General features: G+C 71.8%; 4 protein-coding genes and 2 pseudogenes. 2 read left to right on the top strand and 4 right to left on the bottom strand.

Annotated features, from left to right (window positions below):
- Positions 1 to 1489, top strand: a pseudogene (locus JHN45_RS50510) (lipase family protein); the annotation flags it as partial.
- On the opposite strand, the gene JHN45_RS50515 reads toward JHN45_RS50510, so the two are convergent.
- The 4 genes and pseudogenes from JHN45_RS50515 to JHN45_RS50530 form a co-directional block, all read right to left on the bottom strand.
- Positions 1459 to 3894, bottom strand: coding sequence for a right-handed parallel beta-helix repeat-containing protein (locus JHN45_RS50515; protein ID WP_201056204.1), 2436 nt, complete (start codon positions 3892 to 3894; stop codon positions 1459 to 1461). The pseudogene JHN45_RS50510 and the gene JHN45_RS50515 overlap by 31 nt on opposite strands.
- A 106-nt stretch (positions 3895 to 4000) precedes the next feature.
- A complete protein-coding gene (locus JHN45_RS50520) occupies positions 4001 to 4606 on the bottom strand; it encodes a hypothetical protein (RefSeq protein ID WP_200717240.1) in 606 nt (201 codons plus the stop codon).
- Between the two features lie 162 nt (positions 4607 to 4768).
- Positions 4769 to 5037 (bottom strand): annotated as a pseudogene (locus JHN45_RS50525) (MOSC N-terminal beta barrel domain-containing protein); the annotation flags it as partial.
- Between the two features lie 42 nt (positions 5038 to 5079).
- Positions 5080 to 5511, bottom strand: a complete 432-nt coding sequence (locus JHN45_RS50530) for a DUF6643 family protein (protein ID WP_019075119.1) — start codon at positions 5509 to 5511, stop codon at positions 5080 to 5082.
- A gap of 281 nt (positions 5512 to 5792) precedes the next feature.
- Between JHN45_RS50530 and JHN45_RS50535 the strand changes: the two genes are divergently transcribed.
- A partial coding sequence (locus JHN45_RS50535; RefSeq protein ID WP_236585003.1) for a TerD family protein occupies positions 5793 to 6422 on the top strand: 630 nt, incomplete at its 3' end.

Raw genomic sequence — 6422 nt, forward strand, 5'->3', positions numbered from 1 at the left:
CGTCCTCGCCTCCATCGGCGGGCTCCTGGAGACCGCGCTCGCGGGCCTCGCGTTCGTCGTGGTCTACGTAGTGTGCCGCCGGGGCCGCAGCGAGAACCGCCTCGACCAGGCACTCGACCGCCGTCTCGTACGCTGGCTGCCGCTCGGCGCGCTCCTGCTGCTCGTCCTCGCCCTGCTGTACGCCGCCTGGCCGCGCCCCGGATGGGAGTCCTCCGGGCGGCTTCCCGGAGACGCAGCCTTCGGCGGGATCGCCCTGGTACAGGGCCTGCTGGTGATCGCCCTCGCGGTCGTCGCCCATTTACTGCACCGAACCCACCCCGACCCGCGCGCCGCGATGCGCGGCCTGGGCGGCCCGGCCATCGCGATGCTCGCCTGCGCGCTGGGCGGCGTGATGTCCGGCGGGGTGTCCCAGCGGGTCTCCGACTGGCTGGACGGCACCGGAATGTCCATCGCGGGCCCGCCCGTGCTGCTCACCTGGCAGGCCTCGGTGATCCCGCCGCTGCTCCTCGTGGTCCTCGTGCTCTCCGCCGGACTCGGCCACCGCACCTGGCGGCTGCGCCGCGCCGAACTGGGCGCGGTGGCGGGCGACTACCCGGGCGAGCGCAGGGACCAGGCCCGCACCGCCCGCATCGCGAGCACACGCGCGATGGCCACCCTCACCGACCGCGGCCCTCTCCTCGTCGCCGTCACCTCCACCGCGACCCTCCTCCTGGGCGCGGGAGCGCTCGTCGGCGCCTTCACCACCGACAAGACACCGGAACGGGCCGGAGAGGAGGGACAGGCTCTCGTGCACGGTGCCGCCCAGACCGCACAGGGACTCGGCTCCTGGCTGATCGGGCTCGGCTTCATTCTCTTCGTCACCTGGGGCAGGCGCGCCTACAAGGACCCTTCCGCGCGGCGCACCATCGGCATCCTCTGGGACGTCGGTACCTTCTGGCCGCGCGCCGCCCACCCCTTCGCCCCGCCCTGCTACGCCGAGCGCGCGGTCCCCGACCTGACCTGGCGCATCGCCACCTGGACCCGCGCCACCGGCGGCCGGCTCGTCATCTCAGGCCACTCCCAGGGCAGCGTCCTCGCCGCAGCCGCGGCCTGGCAGCTCAAACCGGCCCAGCGCAAACGAGTCGCCCTCCTGACCTACGGCTCACCCCTGGAGCGTCTCTACGGCCGCTGGTTCCCCGCCCACTTCGGACCGGCCGCGCTCAGCCGCCTGCACCACGAGGTCGACTGCTGGCGCAATCTGTACCGGCTCACCGACCCCATCGGCGGCCCGGTCCGCCTGACCGGCGACTGCGGCCCCGAGGTGGACCACGGTCCCCTCAAGGACCCGCTGGAGTACGGCCGTACCGCCCAACACCCGCTGCCCGCCCCGATCCTGGGCCACTCCGACTACCAGGCCGACCCGGCGTTCGCCGTGGAGCGGGAGCGGCTGCTGGCCCGGCTGCGGCCCGAGGTGCCGCCTCAGGGCAGCTCGGGCAGGTCGTCCGCGTAGAGGAGGGTCAGGTCGTCCGTGCTCGGTTCCTCGACCTGGGCGACCCGGCTCGCGTGCCGCTCCACCATCGCCTCGAAGGTCTGCCGCGCGGTACGGCCGTTGCCGAACGCCGCACCCTTGGGGATCGCGGTGAAGTACTTCGTCAGCCCCTCGGACGCACCTTCCGCGAGCCGGTACTCGTGCTCCTCGGCCTGCTGCTCGACGATCCTCAGCAGTTCCTCGGCGTTGTAGTCGCTGAAGGTGATGGTCCGTGAGAAACGGGACGCCACACCGGGGTTGACGGACAGGAACCGCTCCATCTCGGCCGTGTAGCCCGCGACGATCACCACGACCGCGTCCCGGTGGTCCTCCATCAGCTTCACGAGCGTGTCGATGGCCTCTTTACCGAAGTCGCGGCCCGAGTCCTCCGGGGAGAGCGCGTACGCCTCGTCGATGAACAGCACCCCGCCGCGCGCCTTGTCGAAGGCCTCCTGGGTGCGGATCGCCGTCGAGCCGATGTGCTCGCCGACCAGGTCGACCCGGGACACCTCGACCAGATGCCCCTTCTCCAGGACACCGAGCGAGGCGAGGATCTCGCCGTAGAGCCGTGCGACTGTCGTCTTGCCGGTGCCGGGGGAGCCGGTGAAGACCAGGTGCCGTTTGACGGAGGCCGCCTTGAGGCCGGCCTGCTGGCGGCGGCGGCCCACCTCGATCATGTCGATGAGGGAACGCACCTCGCGCTTGACGCTGTCCAGGCCGACCAGTCCGTCGAGTTCACCGAGGACCGCCTTGGAGGTGCGGGACTCCTTGTCCGGCTCGGGCGCGGTGACCGGGGGTGCCTGCTCGGCGGTGCGCTGGCCGGGGATCGCGCCCAGCACACTGGTCGCCTGGCTCGCCGTCTCCACGGCCGTCTCGTGGGCGGTGGGCTGCTTGAGGCCGCTCTCGTCGCTGGTGCAGTCCTCGACGACGGGTCCGGTGCCGGGCCCCGCGTCCGGTCCGGCGTCCGCGAACTCGTAACCGCCGCGCGCGCACCGCTCCGTACGGCACTTCTTGAGCGTCGTACGACAACCGTCTATGACGTGGAAGCCGTAGCCACCGCTGCCCGTCACGCGGCAGCCCTGGAAGGTGCCCCGGCCGCCCGCGGAGACGTAGAAACCGGCCTCGGCGGGGGAGTCGACCGTGCAGCGCTCGATGGTGGGGTCGGCGCCCTTGGTGACGATCACACCGGTCTGGGTGGCGTCCACCGTGCAGTTGTTGAGGGTGCCGCCGCTGCCGTGGTCGCGGAACCAGGCGCCCGTGGCCGCGTCCCGGATCCGGCAGTCGTCGAGCTGCGCGGTCGCGCCGTCGCTCACCGACACGGCCGTGTTGCGCACCTGGGAGATGTCACTGTCGACGACGTCCGCGCGGGAGCCGCGGTCGAGCACGAACAGTGCGTCCGGTACGTCGTGCACCCGGCAGGAGTCGAGGACCACCGTCGCGCCGTCGCTGACCCACACCGCCGGATAGTCGCCCGTGCTGTCGAAGATCTCGCACTGGTTCGCGTCGACGCGCGTGCCCGGGTCCCACACCGACAGTCCGTTGCGCCCGAACTGACGCACCGTCGTCCGCGTCAGCGTCAGGACCGAGCGGGAGCGCAGGTCGACAGCGTTCTCCGGGATGTCGTGGATACGGCAGTCCGCGAGCGTCAGCACCGCGTCCGTGTCGAGCGTGACGCCGTCCGCGGCCGTACGGTGCACATCGCAGTCCGTGAGGTGCGCGGTGGCGCGGGCGGTGATCTGGACGCCGCTGCCGCGTGTCTCGTAGACCTCGCAACCCACCGCCTCCAGCGAGGAGTTCTCGCCCGTGGCGGACAGACCCACCCCCGAGGCGTGGTGGATGCGGCAGCGCTCCAGGCGCGGGTGGCCGCCGGCGCGGACCGCGACGCCCGCCTGGCCGGCCGAGACGACCTCGCACTCCTCGAACACCCCGCCACCGCCGTCGAGTACGGCGATCCCGATGCCGGCCGGGTTGTCGACCGTGCAGCGCCGCACGGTGGGGCGGGCACCGCCGCGCACCTCGATGCCGGACGCGGAACGCGTGACGATCCGCAGATCCGTCAACTCCGGTGCCCCGTCCTCGACAAGGAGGGCGGGCGCGGCCGAGTCCTGGCCCTCGACATGGAGGTCCTGGACGATCGCCGAGGCGCGTACGGTCAACGGCACGCCGTCCAGGGGCGCGATGCGCACCGAGCCGGGCGAACCCTCGGGGCCGCGCAGGGTCACCGACCGCTGCACGACGAGGTTCTCCCGGTAGGTGCCGGGAGCGACGGTCAGTACGTCGCCCTCGGCCGCGGCCTCCAGGGCGGCGGCGAGCGACGCGTACTCACCTGTGCGGCGCCGCCACCGCGATGTACCGGTGTGCGTCACCTGGACCGTGCCCTGTGCCATGGCGCTGCTGTGCCCCCACCTCGTGATACGCGGGTTGATGCCGAAGCCTTCGCCGGTCCACCGTAGCGTGCGTGCGGGCGGTGGGTTGACCAGAGCCGGAAGGCTGTCAGCTGCCGGTGCCGGTCCGGCCCCAGTCCGGGCCCGCCCGCTCCCATGCCCGGTCCCAACGAGCGTACCTGCGGCGGACCATGCGCCAGAGCACGAACCGTCGGCCGCTGTCGACGAGTCCTGCGGTCAGCAGCGCCGCACCGAACCCGGCGAGCACGGCGTGGGTCGTCGCCGTGGCCGAGTCCAGCGGGCGGGTCACTATGCGGCCGTGCTGGTCCGTCCAGACCTTGAAGTGGTCGCCCGTGTGCGGGGTGTTGAGGCTCGCCATCACCGCGCCGTGCTGTGCGGTGCCGTCCGGCGCGGTCCAGTCGGCGAGGACCCGGGTGCGGACGTCCCGCGCGGTGGCCGAGTCGGGGTCGGGGTCGATCTCGGCCCCCTTGAGTTTCTTGACCACCGTGGCCGTCACGGCGTGCCGGTCCGCGCGCTGCTCGCGCACCGACCGCTGCAGGGTGTCCTGCGCGACGGCACCGACGAGCGAACCGATCAAGGGCGCGGCGACCAGGACCAGCAGCAGGACCACGAGGGCCAGCCAGGCCTCGACCAGATCGGTCGCGCGACGCAGCGGATTGCGCCGCCAGCGCCACAGACCCCTGATTGCTCCCACCGTCCCGCACCCCCTTCCCGCTCCGTGATAACTCCTGGGAGAGCCGTTCACGCGAGACGAGCGTCGAAGAGAGAGCGAAATCACCTCTCCCCGGGCCTCTCATGAACTTCTCACGGGATCTCAACGACCGGGCCCACGGGGAGGGTTCCCGCCCCGTGCCTCCAGCGGTGGATCTTCGCCAGGGCGAGAATCCGGACCGGCGAGGCGGGGTGCGGACAGACGAACGCCGCCGGGCCGAAGCCCGGCGGCGGTCAGTGCGAGACGCGGGTGCTCGCGTTGCGTTGCGTGACGACCTTTCCCCCGTCGTCGATCAGCGCCCGGCGTCGGTCACCGGCCGGCCCCCGAGGCTCCGTCTGAGCCTCCCGGGGAGAGAAGCCCCGGAGCGCCTTGACCGGATGAACGTGGATCGACCGCGGCTCCGCATTCCCCATCACTCCATCGTGCCGGGCGGCACCGACAGCGCAGGGTGCGGATCAGTAACCGCGGTACTGCTGGTTGTTGCTGTACGGATCCTGCTGGTACGGGGCGGGGGCCGGGCGGGGAGCCGCCGGACGCATCGCCTCGTAGCCGGCCGGAGCCGCCATCGGACGCGGCTGCTGTTGCTGCTGGCCGTAACCGCGCGGCGGGGCCTGCTGCGGGATGTAGGCGGCGGGCGCCTGCTGCAGCGGTGAGGGCTGCTGCGCCTGCGGATAGCCGTAGGGGGTCTGCGAGGGACCCGCCGGGAGGGCGGGCAGCGCCGACGGCAGCGCGGGCAGGTTGCTCCCCGGCATGTCGTACGCGGCGGGAACCCGGATCGGGGCGATCTGCGGGGTCCCCCGCTCGGCCACGAGGGAGTCGTAGATCGGAGTGTCCGGGAAGGAGGCGGAGTAGTAGCCGCCGCCATAAGTGGAGCGGGGGGAGGTCATGGCACATAAGTTAAGCCCACGATGTGGTGGTTGGGGAGACCGATTAGAGGGTTGTTTTCCGTGTCGGCAGTGGCATGGGATCCCCAATGCGAGCGAACTTGTCAAAAAAGGGCATCAATCGGTGTTCGGATCGTGTAAAGCCCGAGTTCCCGGCGGGTTACCAGCGGTTGGCCACGGGTGTTGCCGCGCTCCTCATGGGCGTTCGCGGCCCCGGGGAATAGGTTGTGTGCGAGTAGACACCCAATGGGCTGCCGGGGCGTGTCCTGGCACGGCGACACGTGATGGGGGCAGACATGTCAATGCCGAAAGGATCGAATGTTCCGGTGCCGGCGACGGCACTGCGCGTCGAATTGGGGTGGCGGCCCAGCCCCGGAGTCCCCGACGCGGACGCCTCGGCCCTGCTCCTGGTCGACGGGAAGGTCCGCACCGACGCCGACTTCGTCTTCTACAACCAGCCGACGCACTCCTCCGGCGCGGTCCGCCACGAGGGCAAGAACAACGCCGGCGGGCGGATGACCGACACCCTGCTCGTCGACCTCGCGCGCGTGGAGCCCGCCGTCGACCGGATCGTCCTCGCCGCCTCCGCCGACGGCGGAACGTTCGGCCAGGTCCCCGATCTGTACATCGAGGTCCGGGACGCCGCACAGAACACTGTGGCCGCCCGCTTCGACAGCACGGGCGCGACGGTCGAGACCGCCTTCGTGCTGGGCGAGTTCTACCGCCGCCAGGGCGCCTGGAAGTTCCGGGCCGTCGGCCAGGGCTACGGCAGCGGGCTCGAAGGCCTGGCGACCGACTTCGGCATCACGGTGGACGAACCGCAGCAGGCGGCACCGGCCGTCACCATGCCGCCGCCCTCGGGACCGCCGGTGAACCTGCCCCCGCCGCCCGTGACCGTGGTTCCACCCGTGACC

It is taken from the genome of Streptomyces sp. MBT53, from assembly GCF_016654115.1.
Lineage (GTDB): Bacteria > Actinomycetota > Actinomycetes > Streptomycetales > Streptomycetaceae > Streptomyces.